The following is a 25,426-nucleotide window of genomic DNA, read 5'->3' as shown; positions in this document are numbered from 1 at the left end:
GGGTTGAAGATATGCAGTATTTTGATTTGGGAAACTATTCATGGCCGGTCACAACACAATTCCCGGTGGCCCAATTGTGGTTCGATCGCGGGCTTGCCTGGGTCTATGGTTACAATCACGAAGAAGCCATCGTCTGTTTTGAAAACGCCCTGAAAGAGGACCCCGGCTGCGCTATGGCTCATTGGGGGATCGCCTATGCAATCGGGCCGAACTACAACCGCTGGTGGTTCACCTACAGCCCCGAGGAGCGGGCAGAAGTCCTTGAGACGGCGCATTCCGCCCTGCAGGCAGCGGACGCGCTGAAATCCGAAGTTTCACCGCTTGAGGCCGCGTTGATCGAGGCTTTGTTCATGCGCTACCCGACCTCGGCCGATGTGGAGGAGTTCGGCCCCTACAACGATGCCTTCGGCGCGGCGATGCGTGACATCTACAAGGCCAATCCCGGCAATCTGGATGTCTGCACGCTGTATGTCGAGGCGCTGATGAACCGAACGCCATGGCAATTGTGGGACTTGCAGACAGGGGAACCTGCCGAAAACGCGGACACTCTGGAAATCGTTGCCGCGATGGACCACATCTTTGAAACCGACCCGAAGGCCTGGAACCATGCCGGTCTGCTGCACCTGTACATTCACACGCTGGAAATGTCGCCTTTCCCCGAGCGCGCTTTGCGTCATGGCGATGCGCTAGGCGGTTTGATCCCTGATTCAGGCCATCTGTGGCATATGCCGACCCATGTTGATGTGCTGTGCGGCAACTACCAGATGGTCGTTGAACGCAACCAGAAGGCCTCCGAAGCGAACGCCAGATACTATGCCTATCGCGGTGGAAACAACTTTTACACCTTCTACCGGATGCATGACTATCACTTCAAAATCTACGGTGCGATGTTTCAGGGGCAACGGTCCGTTGCCCTGAAAACGGCTGACGAAATGGTTCAGTCCATTCCCGAAAGCGTCATCATTGAACTTGGCGATTTTCTGGAATGCTATCTGTCGATCAAACAGCATGTGCAAATCCGCTTTGGCATGTGGCAGGAGATTCTGGCCGAGCCTCTGCCGGACAAGCCCGAAATCTACAGCTATTCCATTGCGACGTTGCGATATGCACGGACCATTGCGCTGTCCAACCTAGACCGCCTGCAAGAGGCCGAAGCCGAAAAAGCGCTGTTCTATGAAGCGGTTGCGCAGGTGCCAGAGTCTCGGCGAGTGGTGAACAACCTAGCATCAGACGTGTTGAAAATCGCCGAGAATATGATGCTGGGTGAGCTTGAATACCACAAAGGCAATTACGAACAGGCCTTTACGCATCTGCGCGAAGCGATCCATTTGGACGACACCCTTGAATATGACGAGCCTTGGGGATGGATGCAGCCCACGCGCCATGCTCTGGGGGCCTTGTTGATGGAGCAGAACCAGTTGGAAGAGGCCGAACGCGTATACCGGGCGGATCTGGGGCTGGACAAAACCCTTAGCCGAGCCTGTCAGCATCCGGGCAATGTCTGGAGCCTGCGTGGATTAATGGAATGTCTGGAACGGCGGGACGAGACTCAGGAACTGCCCCATATCCGGCGCAGTTTCGAAATCGCCGCAGCGCGATCGGAAGTTCCGGTGAAGGTCTCGTGCTATTGCAGGACGGTCGGGATTTCCTGACCAAAAGTGCAGGGCCTGGGTTTCCAGGCCCTGCAGACGAAGCCCGGTTGCCTGCCTCCTAGTGGAACAGCGTATCCCCGACACCCAAAGATATAGTCGTGCCCTTTTCCCCTCGAACCGCGGCGGGGACATCGGCCAGAGCGCAAATGATGGCCCGACCACCGGTCTCTCGCACGAAATCCTGCGCGGCCTGCACTTTTGGGCCCATCGAACCGGCGGGGAAATCGTATGCGTCCAAAGCGTCGGGCGTGATTGACCGGATACCTTTCTGGTAGGGCGCACCCCAGTTCAGGAATACAGCCTCGGCATCTGTTGCAATGACAAAGAAATCTGCGCCAAGGTTCTGGGCCAGTAGGCAGGAAGCGAAATCCTTGTCGATGACGGCTTCGACACCCACCAGTTTTCGGTCGGCCTCCTTGTCGTACATCGTCGGAATTCCACCACCACCGGCGGCAATGACCGTTGCGCCTTTTTCAAGTATCCAGCGGATCGGCTCGACCTGAAAGATGCGCTTTGGACGGGGTGAGGGCACGACACGGCGCCAATACTCTCCGTCCGGTTTCACCGTCCAGCCTTTCTCGGCCGCTTCCTTCTTAGCGTCGGCTTCAGAATAGACCTGACCGATGAACTTGGTCGGATTGTCGAAGGCAGGATCGTTGGGATCAACCTCGATCATCGTCAGCAAGGTGGCGATGTGGTGTTCGAAGGGCAGGATGTTGCCCAACTCCTGCTCGATCATGTAACCGATCATGCCCATGGTTTCGCCGACCAATACGTCCAGCGGGTATTCCTCGACATCGGTGTACATGATCTCTTGCAGGGCCAGCATCCCGACCTGCGGACCATTGCCATGGGTGATGACGGTCTCATGCGCTTCGCAGAGCGGAGCGAGGGCTTTGGCGGCAATCTTGGCATTCTTACGCTGATTGTCCGCCGTCATGGCCTCACCCCGTTTGAGAAGCGCGTTGCCGCCGAGGGCTATAACAACGCGTCCCATGGATCAGGACCCCAGCGTGGCGACCAGGATCGCCTTGATGGTGTGCATCCGGTTTTCGGCCTGTTCAAAAGCGATGTTCATATCGCTTTCGAATACCTCCTCTGTCACTTCCATTTCCGTGATGCCGAACTGTTCGTGGATATCCTGTCCCACCTTGGTTTCCAGATTGTGGAAGGCGGGCAGGCAGTGCATGAACTTGACGCCCGGGTTCCCGGTTCTCTTCATCATGTCCATGTTGACCTGATAAGGGCTCAGCAGCTTGATCCGCTCGGCCCAGACCTCTTTCGGCTCACCCATCGAAACCCAGACATCGGTATGGATGAAATCAGCCCCTTCGACGGCCGAGGTATCGTCGGTGATCGTCACCCGCGCGCCCGACTTTGCGGCGCGTTCCATCGCCAGTTCGCGCACATCGTCATGGGGTTGCGTTTCCTTGGGTGAGATCATGCGGACGTCGCAGCCCATAATCGCACCCAACATCAGCAGCGAATTCCCCATGTTCGACCGGCAATCACCTGAATAGGCATAGACGATGTCTTTGCGTGGTTTGTCGGCATGTTCGATCATGGTTTGCATATCGGCGAGCATCTGGGTCGGGTGCCAGTTATCCGTCAGGCCGTTGTAGACAGGCACACCGGCATAGTCCGACAGGGTTTCAACCATGTCCTGTCCCGCACCGCGAAACTCGATCCCGTCGAACATACGCCCCAATACGCGGGCGGTGTCTTTCATGGATTCCTTGTGACCGATCTGCGAGCCCGATGGGTCAAGATAGGTGATGTTCGCACCCTGATCGTAAGCCGCAACTTCAAACGCGCAGCGGGTGCGGGTCGAAGTTTTCTCGAAGATCAAACAGATGTTTTTCCCCTTTAGCGACTGCTGTTCGGCACGTGCGTATTTTGCACGCTTCAGGTCGCGGGCCAAATCCAGCAGATACAGCATTTCACGTTGGGTGAAGTCGGCAATTTTCAGATAACTGCGGCCTTTGAGATTGAATGCCATTTTTGTTTCTCCCTAACAAAAAGTCTTTGGGCGCAAGGGGTCGCGCCCATCATGAATTCAGTACGCGGGGTCACGATCGATCGGGCAGGTCATGCAGTGTCCGCCACCGCGGCCACGGCCCAACTCTTGTCCCGAGATTTCGATCACCTCGATCCCCGCATCGCGCATCTTGCCGTTGGTGAAAGTGTTGCGCGCATAGCCAACGACAACACCAGGTGAGAGGGCCACGACGTTGTTGCCATCGTCCCATTGTTCGCGTTCGGCCTGAAATTCGTTGCCCCCGGTCGAAATGACTTGCAGCGAGTTCAGCCCCAAAGATTCTTTGTAGACGTCGAAAAGGTGCTCTTTTTCCACACGGATATCCAATTCCCCGCGATCCCCGGGGCGGATCGAGATACAGGTGATCTGATCGGCAACCTCTTTGAATGCGGTTACCTTGTCGTGGTCGAGGCAGGTAAAGACCGTATCCAGATGCATGGCGGCGCGGCTTTTGGGCATTGCACAAGCCACAATACGCTCAGCCCCGCCTTTGCGGAACAAGGCTTCGGCCACCTGTGCCACGGCCTGCCGGGTTGTTCGCTCGCCCATGCCGATAAAGACAGTGCCGTTGCCGACTGGTTGAACATCGCCGCCTTCGACCGAGGCGAGCCCGAAATCGCCGTCACTGTCGCCCCACCAGAATTCGAACTCGGCGTTTTTGAACATCTTGTGGTGCCGGTAGACGGTTCGCATGATCAGGGTTTCCGGCTTGCGTGCGGGCCAATACATCGGGTTCGTCGTGACGCCGTTGAAAATCCAGCAGGACGGGTCGCGCTGGAACTGTGCATTGGGAATGGCGGGCAGGATGAAATCCCCCAGCGTGACCAGATCGCCGAACTGTTCATCGATCATGCCTTTGGGAAGGTCCGCAAAGATGATCCCGCCCAGCATGTGACGCGCCAGCAATTTGGCGTCCATTTCGTCCAGCCAAGCCCGCATTTCGACCGAAAAGCCAAGTCCGACCATGTTCGGAGTGATCAGACGATCCAGCAGGAAGGCCCGTGCCGCCGGATCTGAGGCAATCGCTTCGGCCAGCAGATCCTGAATGTCATACACCTCGACCCCGCGTTCGCGCATCAGCGAGCAGAATTCGGCATGGTCCTTGCGGGCTTGTTCAACCCAGATAACGTCGTCGAACAAAAGCTCTTCGCAGTTTCGCGGTGTCAGGCGGTCATGCGCCAGTGAGGGACGCGAGACGATCACCTTGTTGAGCTTTCCGATCTCGGAATGAACGCCGAATTTCATGGCAACTCTCCTTTCGAGGCATCATTTTTCTGAATGTCTTCTGCTTCCTTTGCCTGGCTCCAGCGGACCCAGACATGGATCGGCACACCCGCCAGTAACAGGACGGTGCCGATCAGAACGGTTTCGGCCCCTGATCCGATGAAGGCCCAGACCGAATAGATGAACCCCAGCGCGCCAAGCACGACCACCTTGGCCAGTTCAGGGCCGCGCAGCAGCTCTCCGCCTTTCAGGCGGATCATGATCTCTGCAACGGAACAGATGGCATAGGGAAGAAGGCTTGCGACAACGGCTAGCAGGATGACGAAATTGAACGCGGCCACGAGGCCCTGGGCGTAGTTCAAGATGATCAGGACCGAAGCCAGCACGTTCGACAATATCAGCGCGTTGGCAGGTGTCCCGAACTTTGATTTCTGCGCAAACGTGGCAGGGAATACCCGATCCAGCGCGGCGCCGTAAGGGACCTGACCGCTGAGCAGTGTGAATCCGTTGAGTGTTCCGAATGTCGAGATTACCGCACCGCAGGCAATGAGAATGGCCCCGAACGGGCCGAACATAATCTCTGCGACCGCGGCCAGAGGGGCGGCAGATTCCGCGAGGATATGCGGAGGCAGAACCCCCATCGAAACAGCGGTGACCGAGATATAGACCGCCGCGGCGATGATCACGCCGATGACGGTAGCCCGCGGGATGGTCTTTTCCGGCTCGATCACATCGCCCGAGGGCACAGTGGCAGATTCAAGACCCAGATAGGCCCAGAGCGTTAACGCCGCCGCCGCCGAGATCGCCGAAAACGCCGTTGTTCCACTGTGGTTGATCGGGATGTAGTTTGCAGGTTCGATCCAGAAAACGCCCAGAATGCCGATCAGAAGCAACGGTGCGAGCTTCAAAACTGTGGTCACGACCTGCACCGCTCCGGCGCCTTCGACGCCTCGAATGTTGATCAGCGTCAGGGACCAGATCGCAACCAGCGCGGTGGCCAGCCCGTACATCGGAACCTCCACGATGATCGGGAACAGGAAGCCCAAATACCCCACTAGCGCAACGGCGACTGCCGCGTTCCCGGTCCAGAGCGCGATCCAATACCCCCAGGCAATGATGAACCCGGCGAAATCCCCGAAGGCTTCTTGGGAATAGGCGTAAGGTCCTCCGGGTTTAGAGACGATCCGCGACAGGCGCCCGAAAATGATCGCCAGTACGAGCGCGCCCGCCGAGGTCAGAACCCATCCGCCGATTGCAATCGGGCCAAGCGGAGCCAGCGAGGCCGGCAGCAGAAACACTCCGGACCCGATCATGTTCCCTACGACCAAGGCGATACATGCGGTCAGCCCGAGGGCGCCGGATGTCGTCTTGGCTGAGGTCTGATCGGTCATGGCGAAACCTCAGTTCGCTGTGCTGTCCGAGGTCTCAGTCGCTGGCCCGTCTATGCCCGGATCCACCATCGCGCCAACCGTCAGTGCCGCGCAGATGATGACGGCCAGAATGAGCAGCAGCGGGAAAATGAAGCGTAGCCAGCGGTCATAAGAAACCCTCCCGATGGCCAAACCACCCATGACCACCGCAAAGGTTGGGTTGAACAGGTTCACCCAGCCGTTCGCCGACTGGTATGCAGTCACGACCAGATCGCGCCCGACGCCCGCAAAGTCGGCCAGCGGCGCCATGATCGGCATCGACAGCGTCGCCAGCCCCGAGGACGAGGGCACAAGGAACGACATCAGAATCTGAATGCCAAACATGGCGTTGATGAAGGCAAACTCGCTGAGCCCCGAGACAAACCCCTCGGCGCTGGCCAGGATCGTATCGGTGATCTTGCCCGCGTCCATGATGACGACCACACCGCGCGCGACTCCGATGATCAGCGCGACGGCCAGCAGGTCGCGAGCCCCATCAACGAAGGTGTCGACAAAGGCCGCCTCATCCATGCGCGACCCTTCGTCCAGCTTGCCGACCCACCAGACGATGATCGACATGACCAGAAACAGGCCCGACATCTCGGCCATCCACCACCCCAGCGCGACCACGCCATAGATCATGATGGCAAATGTCAGGCCGAATAGTATCAGGATGACCGACCGGATGCGGGTCATCTCGGGGAAGGCGTCATCGTCTTGGGACCCTTTAAGGAAATGCGCCCGGTTCGACTCGGCCTGATCCGCCACAACGGACCGCGAGGGGTCGGCCTTGACCCGCGACGCATAGCGCATGACGAACGCGATCCCGGCGCCCAGGCACAAGGCCAAAATGATGAACCGCAGCACGATCCCGTTGGTGAACGGAATACCGGCCCCCTGTGAGGCGACAACGGTTGCGAAGGCGTTGAAGGTCGATCCAAGCGTTCCGATGCCCGCGCCCAGCATGATCACCGCAACGCCAGTCAATGAATCGTACCCCGCCCGGATGAACACTGGAATAACCAACGCGTAAAAGGCCAGCGACTCTTCGGCCATGCCGTAACTTGTTCCACCAAAGGCAAAGGCGGTCATCAGGATCGGGATCATCAGGATTTCCCGCCCCGCAAGCCGATGCAACAACCACCCAATCCCCGCATCGATCGCGCCCGTTTTCGTCACAACCATAAGGAAGCCGCCAATAATCAGAACGAAGAACGCAACATCAATTGCGGCACTCGACGAACTGCCCAGAAGGCTCGGGTCATACATCCCCGCGATAGGGGCCAGAATGACCGAGGTAATCCCCTGCGGGTTTGCCTCAACCTCGTGATAGGTGCCTGGAACCGGTGCCTCGCTGCCAAGCGCTTCGTTCATCTGGCGTTCGTATTCACCGGCGGGAATGACCCAAGTCAGGGCGGCCACAACGGCAATCAGGATGAACAGGATCGTGAACGCGGTAGGAAATTTGAACTTCGACATAAAGAACCTTCGCTATGCGGTATCTTTTTCAAACATTCGAATTTTATGGTATCAAATTAATACTAAGATGACAGATTTTCGTTTACGTCAACAATTTGTAACGCTGACGTGGGAGCACCTTGGTACCGATCGCTGTAGCCCTGCTACTCGCCTGAAAGATGAGGCATCAGGAACGGAACGTGCTGATTGGCCTGCCAAATTCTTTGGTGAATGAGCGACCCAGCGCTGACGCGCAGGAAAATCCGCATCGCAGGGCGATCTGCTCAGTGCTCAGGCGCGTTTCCTGCGCCAGGTATCGCGCGTGCTGCAGGCGATAGAGCTTGTAGTATTTTCCGGTCGTCATCCCCAGTTCCTGCGCGAATGCCCGGTTCAGGGTCCGTTCTGACAACGAAACACGTTCGGCCAGTTCGAATGTGGTCAGGGGGTGTTCGACATTCTCTGCGATGATGTTGAGCGCATTCAGCAGTTTGGGTGATCCGCGGTCGCGCAACCAGGCAGCGCCGCGCTGTTGATCCTTTTGGCGGGCGGGATCGAAAAGGAACATGCTCGACGCGTCAAATGCCGCTGCCGGGCCAAACGTGTCCTGGATAAGTTCAAGAACCATTTCCAACGCGGTGCTGGCCCCACCGCATGTCATGAAAGGCCCCGATCGTACAAACCGGGCGTTGGAAACATCCACGTTTGGAAAGGCCTCCTCGAATGCATCCAGCTCCTGCCAGTGGATGGTTGCGCTATGGCCGTCCAAAATCCCCGCTTCGGCCAGCAGCCACGATGCCGTATCCAGCGCCAGCACACGCCGCGCGTTACGGGAAGCCACCCGGATCAACGAAACCAGTTCCCGGTTGACCTGTTCGCGCACACTGTAACCGGCCACGATGACAAGTGTGCCTTTGGTCTGGTCGGGGTCAAACCGTCTGTCCGGCGAAAGCTTCAACTTGCTCGAGCTGGTCACGGTCAGGCCATCCAGAGTTGTGACCTCCCAATCCAGACTGGCGAACATCGCGCGCATTTTGACGTCGCGCAGAGGTTCCAGCGCGCTGGCCAGAACCATGTTTGAAAACCCGTCCAGCAGCAGGAATTCGAACTTTTCGTGTGATTCTGACGACAAATGTATTCCTCCTGACGAAAATTGTATCGTTTCCGCAGGAAAGTTGAAAGTAGCTTCGCGTCAATTCGTCACCAGACGATTCACACTTTCTGCCGACCGGAGGCCTGTTTCACCATGCTGGATGCTGACCTTCTCTGGACACCCAGTGTCGAACAAATCTCGCAAACCCGGCTTGCTGCGTTTCGCGACCTTGCAAGCCAGCAGGCGGGAAAGGCGTTTAACGCCCACGCGGATTTGCATCGCTGGTCGGTGGATCAGCCCGGCGCATTCTGGCGTCTTGCATGGGAATTCTGCGGTCTGGTCGGCGAAGCAGGGGACGCGGCGCTGATCCCAGACGCCGATCCTCTGAATGTCCGGTTCTTCCCCGAGGCACGCCTGAACATTGTCGAGACCTTTCTGAAGAATCCCGACGACCGCGATGCCATCATCTTCTACGGCGAAGACGGTCGCCGCCTGCGGTGGAGCCGCGCCGAGCTGAAGCAGGAAGTCGAGCGTCTGGCCGCCGCCCTGAAAGACGCGGGCATTGTCGCGGGCGACCACGTCGTGGGCTATGTCCCGAACATGCCGCAGACCGTGGCGGCCATGTTGGCGACGGCGTCGTTGGGGGCGGTGTGGTCCTCTTGCGCGCCGGAAAGCGGGCCGGACGTGGTCGTGGACCGTTTCGGGCAGATCGCGCCGAAACTGATGTTCGCCGCCGACGGCTATTTCTACAATGGCAAGGTTTTTGATACCCGTGAGGCCATCGCCACTGTCACATCCCGCGTGCCGACGATCGAACAGGTCATCGTCTGGCCCTATGCAAAGGACGGGGCTGACCTGCCCGAAGGCACGACCGCCTATGACAGCTTCAAGCCCACTGACGCGCCCACGCTGAACTGCCGTCCGATGGGGTTCCGCGATCCTCTTTACGTGATGTTCTCGTCTGGCACGACGGGCAAACCGAAATGCATCGAGCATTCGGGCGGTGGCACCCTGCTGCGCATGTTGGTCGAGCAACAGTTGCATTGCGACCTGCGCGCGGGCGACCGGATGTTCTATTACAGCACCTGCAACTGGATGATGTGGAATTGGCAGGTTGCCGCGCTGGCCTCTGAGGCCGCTATCATCCTGTTCGATGGCAACCCGGCCTATCCGGGTATCACCCGCCTGTTCGACCTGGTCGAGGCGGAGCAGGTCACTCATTTCGGAATCTCGGCGAAATTCATAGATGCCGCGCTCAAACGCGGTGTTCGGCCGGTCGACAGTCACTCTCTTCCTTTCCTTCGTGTAGTGCTGTCGACCGGTTCGCCCTTGTCTCCGGACGGGTTTGACCATGTGTACCGGGACTGGAAAGCAGATGTGCAGCTGGCCTCGATCTGCGGTGGCACGGATATTCTGGGCTGCTTCATCGGCGGCTGCCCCACGCTTCCGGTTCACAAGGGCGAGATTCAGGCCCCGATGCTGGGGTTGGACGTGGCTACGCTGGATGCTGATGGCAACCCGGTGTCAGGTTTGGCCGGAGAACTGGTCTGCCGCAATGCGCACCCGTCGATGCCTACCCGTTTCCTGAACGATCCGGGACAGTCGCGGTATCGCTCCAGCTATTTCGAAACTTACCCGAACATTTGGCGGCAGGGCGACTTCACCATCCAGACGAACCAAGGTGGCTATGTCGTTCTGGGCCGGTCGGACGCGACGCTGAACCCCGGCGGCATCCGGATCGGCACCGCCGAGATATACCGGCAGCTGGACAAGATCGAACAGGTCGAGGACTCGGTCGTTGTCGGCCAGAACATCAACAATGATGTGCGTGTCGTCCTGTTCGTGACCACTCCCACGGATGTGACCCTTGATTGCGAATTGGTGTCCCGGATCAAATCCGAAATCCGCACCAATGCCTCACCGCGGCACGTCCCGGCAAAGATCATCAAAGTCGCGGATATCCCGCGTACGAAATCCGGCAAAACCGCCGAACTGGCCGTGCGGGATGCCGTTAACAACCAACCCATCCGTGACCTGACCGGCCTGATCAATCCCGGCGCGCTGGCACAATTCACGGACCACCCTGACCTTAAATGTTGATTGAAGGATACTCATCATGCCTCTCGCAATGAATCGTGAAGTTTTCATCACCTGCGCCGTGACCGGTTCGGGCGGCACTCAAGACAAATCCCCCCATGTTCCGCGCTCTCCCGAGCAGATCGCGAACTCGGCCATCGATGCGGCCAAGGCGGGTGCTGCCGTTGTGCACTGCCACGTGCGTGACCCTGAAACCGGTGCGCCGTCGCGTGATCTGGGCCTGTATCGCGAGCTGACCGACCGGGTCCGCGATGCCGAGGTGGATGTGGTTCTGAACCTGACCGCCGGTATGGGCGGCGACATCGTGTTCGGCTCGACCGAAAGCCCGTTCCCGGTCAACGAAGCAGCGACTGACATGATTGGTGCGACCGAGCGGATGGCGCATATCGCCGAATGCCTGCCCGAGATCTGCACCCTGGATTGCGGCACCATGAACTTTGCCGAGGCCGATTATGTGATGACCAACACCCCCGGGATGCTGCGGGCGATGGGTCAGATGATGACCGATCTCGGCGTGAAGCCGGAAATCGAAGCCTTTGACACTGGCCACCTGTGGTTCGCCAAACAGCTGGTGAAAGAGGGCATTCTGGAACCGAACGCGCTGGTGCAACTGTGCATGGGTGTGCCGTGGGGTGCGCCGAACGACATCAACACCTTCATGGCGATGGTTAACAATGTGCCGTCCGACTGGACCTGGTCGGCATTCTCGCTGGGCCGCGACCAGATGCCTTATGCCGCGCAGTCGGTTCTGGCAGGCGGCAATGTCCGCGTCGGTCTGGAAGACAACCTGTTCCTGGACAAGGGTGTTCTGGCCACCAACGCGCAACTGGTCGAGCGCGCCGTGACCGTGATCGAAAACATGGGCGCCAAGATCATCGGCCCCGACGCCGTGCGTGAAAAGCTGGGCCTGACCAAGCGCGCACCCGTCGCCAAGGGCGTTGCGGCATGACGCAACGCGTTCTCGTAACAGCAGGCGCGGCTGGAATTGGTCGCGCCATTGCCGAACGCTTTCTTGAAGATGGTTGCCGCGTTGCGATCTGTGATGCAGACCCAACAGCCGTTGCCGAATTTGCGCAAAGCCACCCCGACGCTGTGGCTTCGGTTGTCGACGTGACCTCCGAAGCAGGAATGGACGCATTTCTAAGCGGGCTTGAAGTCGATTGGGGCGGCATTGACGTGGTCTGTGCCAATGCTGGCACCGGTGGTCCTGCCGGTCCGATCGAAGACCTTGATTATGACGCCTGGCAACAATGTGTCGCCACCAACGTACACGGGTCTTACCTGACCTGCCGGTGGGCGGCACGGGTGATGAAAGCGCAGAAAAGCGGGTTGATCGCAATGACCTCATCGACAGCTGGCATCATGGGCTATCCGCTGCGCTCGCCCTATGCGGCGGCGAAATGGGCCGTCGTGGGTATGACGAAAACGCTGGCGATGGAGTTGGGACCGTTCGGCATCCGCGTGAACGCGATCTGCCCCGGCGCGGTCGAAGGCGAGCGGATGGACCGCGTGATTGCCAACGAAGCCGCAGCACGTGGCGAAAGCGAAGACACCGTTCGCGCGTCTTATGTGACCGGCGTGTCCATGAAAACATGGGTCAAAGCGCAGGACATCGCAAATAGCATCCATTTTCTTGCCTCGGAGGCAGGTAACAAAATTTCTGGACAGGTCCTGTCCGTTGATGGCCATACGGAGACACTTGCACCATGACACAAAAAGCAACCATCGTCGGCGGCGGCGTGATCGGCGGAGGCTGGGTCGCCCGGTTCCTGCTGAACGGCTGGAACGTATCAGTTTTTGACCCGGACCCCGAAGCAGAGCGCAAGATCGGCGAAGTGCTGGCGAACGCCCGCCGCGCCCTGCCTGCGCTCTATGACAAGGCGATGCCTGCCGAAGGTACATTGACCTTTCATGACGACATGGGCGAAGCGCTGGCCGGTGCTTCATGGGTTCAGGAAAGCGTGCCAGAGCGTCTGGACCTCAAGCACAAGATTCACGCGCAGATTGACGAACTGTCGCCAGCGGAGGCGGTGATCGGATCGTCGACTTCGGGGTTTAAGCCCTCCGAGTTGAACGAGCATGGCGGCCGCGTCGTTGTTGCGCACCCGTTCAACCCGGTTTACCTGCTGCCGCTGGTTGAGCTGGTTGGTGAGGCGAAAACCTGCGCCACAGCATCGGACATCCTGCGCTCGGTCGGGATGTACCCGCTGACCGTCCGCAAGGAAATCGACGCCCATATCGGTGACCGTCTGCTTGAAGCTGTCTGGCGCGAGGGCCTGTGGCTGATAAAGGACGGCATCTGCACCACAGAAGAGCTGGACGAAGTCATCCGCATGGGGTTCGGCCTGCGTTGGGCGCAGATGGGCCTGTTCGAGACCTATCGGATCGCCGGTGGCGAAGCAGGCATGAAACACTTCATGGCGCAGTTCGGCCCGGCCCTGCAGTGGCCCTGGACCAAGTTGATGGACGTGCCCGAGTTCACCGATGAACTGGTCGACCTGATCGCCGGTCAGTCCGATGCGCAATCCGGCCATATGTCGATCCGTGAGCTGGAACGTCTACGCGATGACAACCTGATCGGCATGATGCGCGCGCTGAAGAAGACCGGCAGCGGCGCAGGCGGCGTGCTGAACACGCACGAAGCCACCATGCCCGAACCGGCGATTGATGATCTGCCCGTCACCGTGGATCGCACCATTCCGCAAAGCTGGACCGACTATAACGGCCACATGAACGAGGCGCACTACCTTGAGGCTTCGGCCCAGGCGACCGACCGGTTCATGGAGATGATCGGCGCGGATGCGGACTATGTCGCGGCAGGCAACAGCTATTTCACCGTTGAAAACCACATGCAGTTCCTGGACGAGCTGCACGCGGGCGACCGGCTGAAAATCACCACGCATGTGCTGCAGGGTGAAGGCAAGAAAATGCAGCTGTTCCATTGCCTTTATGGTGAGAACGGCCAACTGGCCGCCACGGTCGAAACCCTGCTGATCCACATGGACCTGAACGCACGCAAGACGTCCCTGCCGACCGACGCCGTGGCCGCGAAACTCGCGACTTACGCTCAGGATCACGCAAAACTGCCTGCGCCTCAGGGTGTCGGTCGTCACGTCGGCCTGCGGGCCTAAGAAACGCATGTGCCGCCTCTTCCTCTCCCCGATTTAGAGACGGCATTCACTGGCGGATCGGGTCAACAGAACCCGATCCGTTTTTTGGGAGACATCCAAACCAAAACATCAATGACAGATCATTGTCAGAAAGGGAGGGCTCGATGGACGAGCAACATCAAAACTCACATCTTGTGGCGAAGGAGGGTTTCTTCACCGGCCTTCACCCGGGAATGGGCATTGCAGCGAAAGGAATGATCGCAGCCTTTGTCATTTTCACGGTCATGAACGTGGAATTTGCAGGCGGTCTGTACAAATCCATCCGCAGCTGGATCGAAAACGGCCTGAGCTTTTACTACATCACGCTGTTTGCCATCGCGTTCTTTTTCTGCCTCTGGCTGATGTTCTCGAAATTCGGGTCACTGCGTCTGGGGGACGATGACTCGCGCCCAGAGTTTGGGAATTTCAGCTGGGTCGCCATGCTGTTCTCGGCCGGTATCGGTATCGGCATCCTGTTCTTCGGGGTGGCGGAACCGATCTTCTACTTCGACAACTCCCAGGTCTGGGGCTATCCGAACAACCCCCATGCCGATCTGGCGGGCCACACGGAAATGAACATGCAACGCGCCATTGACGCAATGCGTGTCACATATTTCCACTGGGGTCTGCATGGTTGGGCGCTGTATGTACTCGTCGGACTGAGCCTCGCCTATTTCGGTTTCCGCAAGAAATTGCCGCTTACCATGCGCTCGGCTCTGTACCCTCTGATCGGTGAACGTATCTATGGCCCCTGGGGTCACGCTGTGGACCTGCTGGCGGTGTTCGGCTCGATCTTCGGGATCGCCACCTCGCTTGGCCTGGGGTCAAGTCAGATGGTTACGGGCCTCAACGTGCTATTTGGCATCGAAGGAACGACGGCGCTGCAAATCGGCCTGATCGTTTTGGTCAGCATCATCGCCATCGTCTCGACCGTATCGGGCGTCGGCAAAGGCATCCGTATCATCTCGGAATGGAATATCTGGCTGTCGATCCTGCTGCTTGCGCTGTTTGTCATCATCGGCCCGTTCCAATGGCTGATGGGCTTTTTCGTGACGTCCATGGGCGACTACCTGTGGAACTTCGTTCCGATGGGGTTCTGGGCGGCATCCTCTGATGAACATATCGCCTGGCAGGGTGGCTGGACCATCTTCTATTGGGGCTGGTGGATCGCATGGGCACCGATGGTCGGCATGTTCATCGCACGCATCTCGCGCGGTCGCACGATCCGCGAATTCATGGTGGGCGTTCTGTTTGTACCGACCGTCATGGTGTTCTTCTGGCTCTGCATGTTTGGCGGCAATGCCATTTGGCAAGAGCTGCACATGGGTGCGGGTCCGGCCTCGGAAAACGGGGCAGGTGTGATTGCAACCGTGCGGAACTGGGATCTGCCCGCCGCGCTATACGGCACCATCGGCAACCTAGGTACCACCTCGTGGATGGGCGACATGGAATGGATGGCGTGGCCGATGTCGGCACTGGCGACCATCCTGCTGTTTTCGTGGTTCGTAACTTCGGCAGATTCGGGCACGCTGGTCATCACCACCATGCTTTCGATGGGCGACGACAACCCACCCAAGAAGTTCCGCATCATCTGGGGCGTCGGGATCGGTGCGACCGCGATTGCATTGATGTTGGCGGGCGGTCTGGCCGCATTGCAAACAGCATCGATCGCTGCAGCCTTTCCGATCTCCTTCGTGTTGATCGCAATGGTATGGGGCCTGATGAAGTCGCTGAACGAGGATCCGTCGGCAGCCCCGATCCAGGAACAGAGTGTTGCGCCTGATGGCACGAGGCTTAAACAAGACCTGCACGCGTAACAGCCTGCGGAATTGAAAACTCCACTGGGCGGTTTCGCCCAGTGGTCAAGGCAACGACCTTGCCCAACCAGCAGCGCTTTCAAATGGTGCGCGTTACGCTGGCAGGCGCATTTGATGCGCAAATGCCCCGAAATCGCTCAACTTTGGATGGACGGTGTCCGGCGTTCTCTTTACCAATCACCAGAACAGAAAAAGCACGCGCTTAACGCCTGTGCAGGGGTATCAGAGACCGGAGCATACATTATGGCCCAAGGCCAAACGATTTCTATTCAGGATGCCTTTAAACTGGCGATGTCGCATTATCAGAAGGGCGAACTGAAACCGGCGGCCACGTTGTTTTCCGAGATTGTCAAAGCCGCACCAGCCCATGCGCACGCGCATCAGATGGTCGGCCTTACCGCATTTCTGGCAGGGCAGGGGGACGTTGCCGTCAAAGCCATGCGCGAAGCGGTTCGGCTGCAGCCGAACGACGCCGTGTTTCTGGCGAATTTCGTGGAAATCCTGCGCTCGGCCGGTGAGCTGGACGAAGCCGTCGAGATTGGGCACCGCGCAATCCGTCTGGCGCCTGGCAGTGCCGCGGCGCATTCCAACCTCGGCCTTGTTTACTACGACCAGAACAACTTGACCGAGGCCGAAGCCTCGCAACACCGCGCGCTGGCACTGGACCCCGATTTTGACCGCGCCATCAACAACCTTGGCAGCATTGCCCGCGATAATGGCGACAGGACGAAAGCGGCAGAGTTTTACCGCAAGGCGCTGCGGATCAACCCGACCTCGACAGAGACCGCCAACAACCTGATTTCCGTTCTGATCGAGGCCGAGAACCCCTCAGACGCCCGCACCGTGGCCGAGGCTCAGATGCAGCGCACCCCGCAGGATGCGGAATTGCATCGGAATTTCGGCAGGATTTTCCTGCTTGAAAACGATCTGGACAAGGCGGAGGCCGCCTTTCGCAACGCGATTGCGATCGACGGGAAAAAGGCCGAAAGCTATGTGGGGCTGGCACAGGTTCTGTTTGAAAAGAACCATCCCAAACTGGCCTTGATCGAGGCCGAAAACGCCGTGCGCCTTGATCCGGACTGCGCTGTGGCCTTCCATCACGTCGCCATGGCCAAGGCTCATCTGGGCGACCTGACCAGTGCCATTGCGAACTATGAAAAAGGGCTGGAGCTGAAACCGGACATGGCGGCCAGCCTGCTGGCGCTGGGACATCTGGCGCTGGAACAAGGTGACGCTGACATCGCCCGCGCCCGGTTCGAACAGGCCGCTGAGACCGCGGAAGACAAGCTGGGCGCGTTGCTTGCGCTGTCAAAGGTGGACAAGACCACCCCGGACAGCCCGATCTTTCACCAGATGGAAGCGGCTCTGCCCACCGCTGCCGACATGCTGCCCCAGAAAGCGGCGGCCTATCACTATGCGATGGGCGAATGTTACGAGCAGTTGAAGCGGTACGATGAGGCGTTCCGGCAATTTGATACCGGCGCCCGGTTAAAGCGTGGCTTGGTCGACTATGACGCGGCGGAAACGGATCGGTTGACGGACGATCTGATTACCACCTTCGACAGCAAGATGATGGACAGGCTGCGCGGTTGTGCCGTGGACAGTGACCGGCCGATCTTTGTGCTGGGGATGCCCCGATCGGGCACAACGCTGACCGAGTCTATTCTGGACGCGCACAGTAATGTCTTCGGCGCAGGTGAGCTGAATGACATGCAAAACCTGTTCAGCCGCTTGGATGGCAACCCGGCCACGGTGCCGGAAACTGTCAGGGCCCTATCGGATAGCCGGCTGAATCAGCGGGCCGAGGACTATGTCGACATTCTGACCGCGCACGCGCCTTCAATACCGCACATCGTGGACAAGATGCCCGCGAATTTTCAGCTGCTGGGCCTGATCCACGGTCTGTTCCCGAACGCCAAGATCGTTCACGTCGCCCGCAACCCGTTTGACACCTGCCTGTCCTGCTACACACGCCTGTTCGAGCGCAGTCAGCTGCACAGCTATGATCTGGTCGAATTGGGACGCTACTTTAACAACTATGTGCGCCTCATGAACCACTGGCACGACACGCTGCCCGAAGGCGCGTTTCTGACGGTTCATTACGAAGCGTTGGTCGATGATATCGAAGCCCAGACCAAGCGCCTGTTGGACTATTGCGGGTTGGACTGGGACAGCAACTGTCTTGACTTCCACGCTCGCAAACGGCGCGTGCGAACCGCGAGCGTTCAGCAGGTGCGCCAGCCCCTTTACAGGTCATCCAAGGCCAAATGGTTGAAATACGAAGATCAACTGAAGCCGTTGGTCGAGACAATCGGCGACCATGCGATAGATTTCTGAACGCCGCGCCTGCTGGGCCAAAAGCCCGGCAGCTCTCGCTTCAAATGAAGGCGGGGTAGGGCGGTTGATCCGCCATACCCCAATGCTCATGGTCTGACCGGTTCTGAACCTATCAGAAAGACCACCGGAGTCCGGCCCGGAAGTTCGGTCCCTGCGCGTCGCTGCCAATTTCCTGCTCGGCATTGGCCTCGAACTGCATGTTCGGGACGAACTCATGCTCGTACCCGACCAACACGCTGCCGCCGGTGAAATCGTTCGAGGCAAAAGACAGGCTCTGCGTGGTCGAGAACACCGTCACCGATGCATCGGAATCGCCCAGATCCCGCCGCAGCACGCCCGACAGCTGACCAACCAGAATGCCGCCATTGTTCAGCGCCCTCTCCACATCGACACCCAAGCGGGCCTCGATCACTTCGGTTGTGCTGTCCCCGACCGTGGCATTGGCCGAGGAACCGGTCTCGGTATAGCCGTCATCCTTCTGGCGGGTATAGCGCACATCGCCAAAACCCATCAGCGAGAACGCGTTGCTGACGTCGAATGGCCGTTCGGCGCCCAGATAAGCGGTCACCAGTGTGCTGTCATATTCGGCATTCGCATCGGCGCTGCCGGTGATTTCGCGGGACCGGTCGGTGGACAACCAGCCGAAACCCAGACCGGCTTCAACCGTATACAAGCCGAACTGACGGCCCACAGAGGCATCCAGATACACGCCATCAGTGTCGAAATCCGTGGTGTCCGTATCCCCGTCCGAGCGGAACAGCCCCAGCCCCAGAGCTAGCGCCAGACCATTGTCCAGCTGTCCGGAGTACCCGACGCTGCCGTTGAACAATGTAACATCGGTGTCGGTTCCTGCGTTTTCGAACTGGCGCGATGCGGCGTCGATCATCACATAGGGGCGGAAGGGGCCAAAGCTGATACCAGGCACCCGGCCGGTAGTCGAGTTGCGCGTGACCTGAGCCTGCGCCCCGTAGTTCAGCGCATTCACTGAGCCGTTGACCGCAACGCCATAAAAGGCCGTCACATCGGCCGACGTCAGCAGTTCCGAGGAATCGACACTGGCGTATACAGGTGCCGCACCGCCTTCATCCTGCACGAACCAGCCCGAGCGCCCATCCGAAACCGTGGTGGTAAACACCCCGGACCCCACTGCGGCATCTTCGAAGTAAAACACCGTGCTGCCGCCATTGGCATCCAGATTGACGTTGTGATCCTGCACCCGGATCAAGCCGCCGACCGTGTCGGTGCTGACCAGGTTCAGGGTCCCGGTGCCGGTGCCCAGAAAGATCGCATAGGCATCGCCAGCTTCGGAGGTTGCCGAGATATTGCCAACTGCCGTGATTTCACCATCAAAGTTATCGAAGTACAGTCCATAGGCGTTGACCATTTTGCCGCCCGAAGCGGTCGCCTGAATAACCCCGCTGTTCGAGAAATTGCCCTGCATGTCTTCGATGTAGAACCCTGCCGCGGTGCCGTCGGCGCTGGCTGTTGGATTGACCAGCGCAGCCGTTGCCGTCACGGTCCCCGAGTTGGAGACATCCCCCGCCATCGTGTCGTAGAGCAGAACGGCTTGCGCCCGCGCGCTCTCGGCCCCTTGGGCAAAAGCGGTGATGTCACCGCTGTTTTGCACTGACCCGCTGGTGCCCCCGCGTATGTAAATGCCGCGAGCCGAGGAATCCTCTGTCGGGGACACGCTTTGTGCGGTGATCGTGCCCGAATTGGTCAGCGAACCATCAAGACCATCGCGGATGAACACACCTGCCACATAGGCGCTGTGACCCTGTGCCTGAACCGCGATTGCACCGCTGTTGCTGACGTTACCGTTGACGCCTGACCCGGTGTAAAAGCCATAGGCCTGCGCCTCGGTGTCCTGAGAGGTTGCGTGTGCCGTCACCGAACCCGAATTCGAAAAGTCACCGTTGACGGTTTCATCGACATAGAACCCGTGGGCCTCAGCTTCGTCTTGCGCCGAGGATTGCACGGTTACCGAACCAGTGTTTGTGATGCTACCGTTGAAGTCATCGGCGCTACCATCCCCACCGACATAAAATCCGTTGGCGATTGCAGTGTTATTCGATGAACTCGCCGTGACGGTAATTGCGCTTTGGTTGCTGAAGTCACCCGTCATCCCGTTTTGTGAATAGACCCCCGATGCAAGCGCCTGTTCCCGGGCTTCTGCCTGAACTACCACTGATCCTGTGTTGGTCACATTGCTGTTGGGCGCTTCATGATCAAAGTAGATCCCGTAGGCGTTGGCATATTCATCATCTGAACTGGCTTTTACTGCGAAAGTGCCAGAGTTGTTGATATCCGCATCCACCGCGTCATTTCGGGTCAGAACGCCATAGGCTAACGCCTCTTCCTCGCCGGCATCCGCAATGGCAAGGATGGTGCCGGAATTGTTCAACGCACCGTTCCAGTGCTGATTGACGTAGATCCCGGCAACGGTGACTTCGGTCGCGCCGATCCCCTGAACCGAGATTGCGCCCGAATTGATGATATCGCCGTCCAGCCCCGAAACGATGGAAATGCCGTACCCCAGCGCGTCATCGGTATGGCTCTGGGTGACAATTGAGATCGTGCCCGAGTTCAGGATGCCTACCTCGGCCTCACCGGACACTCTCAGCCCGATCGCTTCGGCCTCACCACCGGCATTTGCCTGCAACGTAATCACGCCGCTGTTGCTTATATCATCAGTGGCACCGTCGCGAATGCTAACGCCGTAAGCGTCCAAATCATCCTCATCCGTGTGGCCGATGACCTCGATCGTGCCCGTGTTCGAGAATGCGCCGTCCAGACCGCCATCGATCCGGATGCCGTAGACATCGGCCGAGGTCCCACTGTCCACTTCGCTGCGGATCAGGCCGGAGTTTTCGACATTCCCGGTTACACCATCATGGGCAAACAGGCCAAACACATAAGCCTGCCTGTTCTCTCCAGTGCCTTTGATCGACACGGTTCCGGCGTTGCTGAACCCGCCCTGAATGTGGCCCGTGACATCCAGCCCCGTCACCATGACATCCTCGTGAAAGGCGTGCGAAGCGGAGGCTTCAACAGTCAGGCTGCCCGTGTTTGAAAAGATTCCCGTCAGATCGCCATTGATCTGGAAACCTGACGCGGTAGCCGTGTCCACCCCTGAAGCCGAAATGGAAACCGACCCACCGTTCGAGATGTTTCCGGTCATGTCGCCATAGGACACCAGACCATAAGCCAAAGCTTCTGATGAGCCCGCAACAGACTCGGCACGGATCGAGCCGGAATTGCTCACATTCCCGACAAAGCCTCCGCCGACACGCAGCCCGGCTGCATTGGCTGTTTCCGATCCTGCATGTGCAACTGCCGTAACACTGCCTGAGTTGGTGATGCTGCCTGTTAGTCCGCTGGTGATGTCCACGCCGCTGGCCCGCGCGCTTGAATTGCTGGCATCAGCCTTGACCGTGATGTCGCCGCCGTTGTTGAGGTCGCCTGTTAGGCCGCCGGCAATGTCGATCCCGTTGACCGAAATCTCGTCAGACCCCGAGGCATTGACGGTAATTGTGCCGGTATTTGTCACTGTCCCCGTCAGGCCGCTGCTGATATCAAACCCATCTGCGCGGACCTCTGACGACCCGGACGCGGTGACTGTGACGGTGCCCGAGTTCGTGAGGTTTCCAGTCATCCCACCGGCGATGTGCAAGGCCTCTGCCGATGCTCGACTGAAACCACCAGCCGCATTGACCGAAACTGTTCCGGAGTTCGTGAAATTTCCATCAAACCCACTGGAGACATTGAAAGCACTGGCGTCGGCCGCCGACGTGCTGTTCGATTTGACCGTGACCGTACCGGTGTTCGTGATGTCCCCGGTCATGCCACTGCTGACGTAGAACGCGTCCGCATCGCCTTCGCTGAAGCCGCTGCTGGCTTTGACCGTAATGCTGCCGGAGTTCAGGAAGCTACCGGTCAGGCCGCTGCTCACATAGAACGCGTCCGCATCGACCGAGGACGAGCCCGCCGCGTTGACTGTCACTATGCTGGAGTTGGTGATGTCGCCAGTCATCCCGCCGCTGACATAGAATGCATCGGCATCGGTTTCGTTAAAGCCACCCTGCGCGTTGATCTGGATGCTGCCCGAGTTCAGGAAGCTGCCCGTCAGGCCACTACTGACATAGTATCCATCAGCGGCCACGGATGATGACCCCGAAGCGGAGATTGTCATCGTACCCGAATTGGTCACATTCCCCTGCAGGCCGTTGTTGACGCGGACACCATCGACATCTGAGCTGGTCTGACTGTTGAGTGCTTTTACCGTGATGTTCCCGGAGTTCACCACGTTGCCTGTCAGGCCGTTATCAACCTGTACACCTGTGACTTGTGCCGTTTCGGCACCGGAATTGGTCTGAACGGTGATGGTGTTCGAATTGACAATGTCTCCGTTTACCGCGCCCTCTACATCGACACCGGCCGCCGAAACACTGGCGCCGCCGGCCGTTGTTGCACTCAGGGTTCCGGTGTTGCTGATGGTGGTGTTGACGTCATCGCCAAACTGCAGCGCCGCCGCTGTCGCGTTCGAGGATCCGGCTGCAGCCACAGCGGAAATTGTTCCTCCGTTATGGACCGATCCGGTTGCCTGAACGCCGTCCTCGAACCCGGCGCCGACGGCGACTGCATTATCTGCAATAGTCGCGGCGTTGGCCGACAGCGTACCGGAATTCTGGAACGTCCCGTCGAAATCGCCGTTGGTCAAAAAGCTCATCGCCGTGGCATTGCTGGTTCCAGCGGCAACAGTTGCGCTGATCGCGCCATTGTTCACGATCTGGCCGGAGGGCAGCACCTGAGTGTCCACCAGCAGACCAATAGCTGTTGCATTGGCCGTTGCCGACACGGTGCCATCGTTGGTCAGAGTGCTGGAATAAACCGGATCGAGCGTCACGGCGGGGGCCGTGGCCGTGGAAACGACCACCGAGCCTGTGGACGTGATGCTGTTATCCTCGTCGTTTGCAAAGATCACCGGAGAGGTTTGCGGAGTGGAAATAACCTCTGCCACGGCCATTCCCGAAGGCACTGTCCCTATGGATGCCGAGGCCAGAAACACCGAAGGTGCAATGCTGGCAATCCTGCCTTTCCATTTGACAACACGACCACCTCTGGCCACGCGCGCCTGCACGGACCGCCCCAAACCGCCTGTATTCACGGATGTCTCCCCTCAAAGGCTTTTTTTATTAGCTAGAAGGTTCTCTAAGAACGAAACCCGGCCTAAATGTGGCAAACTCAAACGCTGTGAATGTAAAATTCGCACGCAGCGTTTCAATCTGAGTCCGGCAAGTTTCAAATTGATATTTTACAGCAATTTCATATTGATACACTTCAAAGCGAGTTGGGCGTTAACTTGAAGGTATGTTTGGAATTAAGCCCGCGGGCAGTGGCATCTCGGACCTAGCCAATCAGCGGGTAAATCGGGCGGTGTATCGACGTTCTCGCCCCTTTTGCACGCATGCCCAAAGGCAGGAAACGGCTTTGAACCGGTCCTACAACATCAGGCGCACAGGGTCTGCGCCCATCGTTACCGAGCTGCGTCCTTGTCCGGAGCATAGTGCGACAGGAACATGTTCACACAGTCATCCATTATGCCCGACGTATCCTGACGCTCGCCCAGCAGATAGACCGGCCAGAAGAAGAACGTCTTGACCAGACCAAGAAGTTGGCTGGCCGCATAAGAGGGATCGGCCTTGCGCATGGTCCCGGCCTCCATCGCACTGGCGATGAGCTGCGTGATTGGGTAATCATGCGTTGTCAGTTCGGCATAAAATGCCCGGGCGCGGTCGAGATCTCGCAAAAGTTCTGCGTTGACCATGCGGTTCAATCCCAACGTTTCTTTGTCGGTGATCACCACGACGTACTGATCAAGCGCGTCTACAAGCTGCGCCTTCAAGTCACGATCCGCGTCATAGGGGACCGGCGCCATGACGCAGTTTCGCTCGATCATGATCTGGGCGATTGCTTCGAACAGCGCGTCCTTGCTTTCGAAGTGGTTGTAAAGCGTTCGGCTGGAAACTCCGGCACGTTTGGCGATTCTTGTCGTGTTGGCACCGTGAAACCCATGCTCGCGGAACTCTTCAACCGCGGCTTCGATGATATTTTGTCTTTTTATTTCAGTCAGTTTCATAAGGCGGCCCACGGGGTGCAACTGCGCGTTACCTGTCAGTGCGCATCCAGCACACAATGCGCAAAGCTCTTGATACACCGTTTGACAACGGCTGACTACCAAGTCTGTCGCTGTTAGTCCGTGATGCTATAATGGCTTAAGCATCTATGATTGTTCGATAAATCGCAACAACACCGCCGCAACCTGTCACGACGTCAGGTCATTCGGCCCCCAACGGCTGCCTCAATGGGACCCATTGCGCATCTGGATTGTCAGGCTGTCAGTTTTTTCGACTTCAATGCCTGATAGTGCGGAAGGTGATGGTCGAGGTACTCGCGCAATTGCGGCGCTGTTGCGGCCTGAGCTTCGAACTTGTCGATCTGGCGCTGGCGCTCACCTTCCTCGATCGGGCGGATACCGGTCGCTTGACTCACGTCTCCGTGCCATCCTTCGACCTGGCCCCAATCCCTTGGCACATCGCTTTGCCAGTCAAAGGCGTGATCCGCAGGGGCCAACCCCCAAGCGCGCCACAGCGCATTCATCACACCGCGAGGGTCGTCGCGCATGTCCTCGGCGGAAATGACCGGAGCCGCCTGACCGGTGACTGCCTTGATCCCGTCATGCAGCCATCGCTGCGCTTCGAGGCCAATTTCCTCCTCCGTCACCTCAGGGTCCAGTCGGTGGTATGACGCAATCGAGGCTACGGGCTCGCGCACCAGAAATCCGTGGGTCAAGCGGTTGAGAAACGCCACGTCTTCAAGAATTTGAGGCAAAACGTAGTAGGCCATGTCCTTGAAGAACACCGGACGGGTTACGGCCCGGGACAGCAGCATGTCACGAATGTCCTCATACCGCGTAGGATGGCCTTCCTGCACGTCAAAATGCGGCATGACTCGCCTTTCGCGATGCACATAGTAGTCATACATGAACGGCTCGTGGGCGCAGTCCATATCGCCGCGTTCCCGCATGATCCGCTCGGTCGCGGTGGACATCGAGCGGGGATGAGACCAAAGCACGATAATCGGGTGTGTCGCCAT

Annotated in this window: 16 protein-coding genes; 7 read left to right on the top strand and 9 right to left on the bottom strand. The window is 58.5% G+C overall.

Features of this window, described 5'->3' with window-relative positions; genetic code table 11:
* The first annotated feature begins 11 nt into the window (after positions 1-11).
* Entirely contained in the window at positions 12-1,652 is a 1,641-nt protein-coding gene (locus GOX63_RS18075) for a tetratricopeptide repeat protein (RefSeq protein ID WP_170327692.1), read from the top strand.
* A gap of 58 nt (positions 1,653-1,710) precedes the next feature.
* Here the strand turns inward: GOX63_RS18075 and arcC are convergent, their stop codons facing one another.
* From arcC to GOX63_RS18045, 6 genes are all read right to left on the bottom strand, one after another.
* Positions 1,711-2,649: a carbamate kinase gene (gene arcC / locus GOX63_RS18070; RefSeq protein WP_170327693.1), complete on the bottom strand. Its 939-nt coding sequence runs from the start codon at positions 2,647-2,649 to the stop codon at positions 1,711-1,713.
* A 3-nt stretch (positions 2,650-2,652) separates the two neighbouring features.
* On the bottom strand, positions 2,653-3,651 hold the full coding sequence (locus GOX63_RS18065) for an ornithine carbamoyltransferase (protein ID WP_170327694.1): 999 nt from the start codon (positions 3,649-3,651) through the stop codon (positions 2,653-2,655).
* Positions 3,652-3,708: 57 nt separating this feature from the next.
* Positions 3,709-4,935 (bottom strand): arginine deiminase, encoded by a 1,227-nt coding sequence (locus GOX63_RS18060; protein WP_170327695.1) that lies wholly within the window; start codon positions 4,933-4,935, stop codon positions 3,709-3,711.
* On the bottom strand, positions 4,932-6,305 hold the full coding sequence (locus GOX63_RS18055) for an amino acid permease (protein ID WP_170327696.1): 1,374 nt from the start codon (positions 6,303-6,305) through the stop codon (positions 4,932-4,934). Before GOX63_RS18055 ends, GOX63_RS18060 begins: the two co-directional genes overlap by 4 nt.
* 9 nt (positions 6,306-6,314) lie before the next feature.
* Positions 6,315-7,802, bottom strand: coding sequence for a YfcC family protein (locus GOX63_RS18050; RefSeq protein ID WP_170327697.1), 1,488 nt, complete (start codon positions 7,800-7,802; stop codon positions 6,315-6,317).
* Between the two features lie 166 nt (positions 7,803-7,968).
* Positions 7,969-8,910 (bottom strand): GlxA family transcriptional regulator, encoded by a 942-nt coding sequence (locus GOX63_RS18045; RefSeq protein WP_254436004.1) that lies wholly within the window; start codon positions 8,908-8,910, stop codon positions 7,969-7,971.
* A 114-nt stretch (positions 8,911-9,024) separates the two neighbouring features.
* On the opposite strand from GOX63_RS18045, the gene GOX63_RS18040 reads away from it, so the two are divergent.
* From GOX63_RS18040 to GOX63_RS18015, 6 genes are all read left to right on the top strand, one after another.
* The gene (locus GOX63_RS18040; RefSeq protein ID WP_170327698.1) at positions 9,025-10,971 is read left to right on the top strand and encodes an acetoacetate--CoA ligase; all 1,947 of its coding nucleotides are present in this window, start codon (positions 9,025-9,027) and stop codon (positions 10,969-10,971) included.
* Positions 10,972-10,987: 16 nt separating this feature from the next.
* Positions 10,988-11,917, top strand: coding sequence for a 3-keto-5-aminohexanoate cleavage protein (locus GOX63_RS18035; RefSeq protein WP_170327699.1), 930 nt, complete (start codon positions 10,988-10,990; stop codon positions 11,915-11,917).
* Positions 11,914-12,678 carry an SDR family oxidoreductase gene (locus GOX63_RS18030; RefSeq protein ID WP_170546698.1) on the top strand — a complete coding sequence of 255 codons (765 nt, stop codon included), beginning with the start codon at positions 11,914-11,916 and terminating at the stop codon, positions 12,676-12,678. Before GOX63_RS18035 ends, GOX63_RS18030 begins: the two co-directional genes overlap by 4 nt.
* The gene (locus GOX63_RS18025; protein WP_170327701.1) at positions 12,675-14,099 is read left to right on the top strand and encodes a carnitine 3-dehydrogenase; all 1,425 of its coding nucleotides are present in this window, start codon (positions 12,675-12,677) and stop codon (positions 14,097-14,099) included. Before GOX63_RS18030 ends, GOX63_RS18025 begins: the two co-directional genes overlap by 4 nt.
* A 143-nt stretch (positions 14,100-14,242) precedes the next feature.
* The gene (locus tag GOX63_RS18020; RefSeq protein ID WP_170546695.1) at positions 14,243-15,934 is read left to right on the top strand and encodes a BCCT family transporter; all 1,692 of its coding nucleotides are present in this window, start codon (positions 14,243-14,245) and stop codon (positions 15,932-15,934) included.
* 243 nt (positions 15,935-16,177) lie between these two features.
* On the top strand, positions 16,178-18,271 hold the full coding sequence (locus GOX63_RS18015; protein ID WP_170327703.1) for a tetratricopeptide repeat-containing sulfotransferase family protein: 2,094 nt from the start codon (positions 16,178-16,180) through the stop codon (positions 18,269-18,271).
* A gap of 112 nt (positions 18,272-18,383) precedes the next feature.
* On the opposite strand, the gene GOX63_RS18010 is transcribed toward GOX63_RS18015, so the two are convergent.
* The 3 genes from GOX63_RS18010 to GOX63_RS18000 all read right to left on the bottom strand — a co-directional run bounded on the left by GOX63_RS18010 (position 18,384) and on the right by GOX63_RS18000 (position 25,426).
* Positions 18,384-23,438 (bottom strand): beta strand repeat-containing protein, encoded by a 5,055-nt coding sequence (locus GOX63_RS18010; protein ID WP_170546694.1) that lies wholly within the window; start codon positions 23,436-23,438, stop codon positions 18,384-18,386.
* 369 nt (positions 23,439-23,807) lie between these two features.
* Positions 23,808-24,410, bottom strand: a complete 603-nt coding sequence (locus GOX63_RS18005) for a TetR/AcrR family transcriptional regulator (protein ID WP_170327705.1) — start codon at positions 24,408-24,410, stop codon at positions 23,808-23,810.
* A gap of 251 nt (positions 24,411-24,661) precedes the next feature.
* On the bottom strand, positions 24,662-25,426 hold the full coding sequence (locus GOX63_RS18000; protein WP_170327706.1) for a hypothetical protein: 765 nt from the start codon (positions 25,424-25,426) through the stop codon (positions 24,662-24,664).

The sequence above is a fragment of the Ruegeria arenilitoris genome, from assembly GCF_013031355.1.
Taxonomy (GTDB): domain Bacteria; phylum Pseudomonadota; class Alphaproteobacteria; order Rhodobacterales; family Rhodobacteraceae; genus Ruegeria; species Ruegeria arenilitoris_C.
Note: the sequence above shows the minus strand (reverse complement) of the source record. Positions and strands in the feature narration are given on the sequence as shown.